The organism is Thermoactinomyces vulgaris (assembly GCF_003688725.1).
GTDB classification, from domain to species: domain Bacteria; phylum Bacillota; class Bacilli; order Thermoactinomycetales; family Thermoactinomycetaceae; genus Thermoactinomyces; species Thermoactinomyces vulgaris.
Genome location: NZ_REFP01000006.1, coordinates 1 through 1,060, shown reverse-complemented (window position 1 = coordinate 1,060; position 1,060 = coordinate 1). Strand labels below are relative to the sequence as shown.

At 38.9% G+C, this 1,060-nt stretch carries 1 protein-coding gene; it reads left to right on the top strand.

The window, feature by feature from the left end; all coding sequences use genetic code 11:
• The first annotated feature begins 224 nt into the window (after nucleotides 1–224).
• Nucleotides 225–902, top strand: a complete 678-nt coding sequence (locus tag ATH33_RS00330; RefSeq protein WP_037998456.1) for a uracil-DNA glycosylase — start codon at nucleotides 225–227, stop codon at nucleotides 900–902.
• Nucleotides 903–1,060 lie beyond the last annotated feature (158 nt).

The following is a 1,060-nucleotide window of genomic DNA, read 5'->3' as shown; positions in this document are numbered from 1 at the left end:
AGGTGGGGATGGATCACCTCCTTTCTAAGGAGCTCATTTCGAGCAAAAACGTTTCAAAGAGTCATGTCTCACACTCTTTAGTTTTGAAGGAATACGAAGGAATACACGGAAACCTCTGTTATCAAAAGATAACAGAGGTTTTTTGTTTTTTTCTTTGCAGGGGAAGAAATTCCGTTTAAAATAAACAAATAGAAATATTATAGAAAGTGGAGAGGAAAAACTGAATGGTTGAAGTCTTGAATACTGACTGGGGCAACGTGTTGCGGGAAGAGTTTGAAAAGCCGTATTTTGAAAAACTGTGGAAATTTGTGATGGAAGAGTATCAAGAGCAGGTTGTTTATCCGAAAAAAGAAGATATTTTTTCTGCATTGCAATTAACTTCTTACCAGGATACAAAAGCGGTGATCCTTGGCCAGGATCCTTATCACGGTCCGGGACAAGCGCACGGGCTCAGCTTTTCCGTGAAACCAGGCGTAAAATTACCGCCTTCTTTGAAAAACATCTTTAAAGAATTGAATGATGATCTGGGTTATGATATTCCAAATCACGGCTATTTGGAAAAATGGGCGAAACAAGGGGTTCTGATGTTAAACACGGTGCTCACGGTGAGAGAGAAAAAGCCGAATTCACATAAAGGGAAAGGCTGGGAACAATTTACCGATCAAGTGATAAAAAAACTGAATGAACGTGAAAAGCCGGTTGTTTTTATTTTATGGGGAAGACATGCCCAAGAGAAGAAAAAATGGATCGATACCAAGCGGCATTATGTGATTGAGTCGGCGCATCCCAGTCCTTTTTCTGCCCGGAAAGGTTTTTTTGGAAGCAAACCTTTTTCTAAAACCAATGAGATATTACAAAAAATAAATGAGGATCCCATTGATTGGGAAATTCCTTCCTTATAGCCAGTAATCCGCCAGTTTTCTGGCGGATTTTCATTTGCTGGCAACAATTTTTTATAGGAAATAAAAAAGAACAAAAAAAGGGTTGCATTTATTTTTTATGCATGATATATTACTAAATGTCGCCGCGAGGCGATGGAAACAATGAAAAAACGACGCAC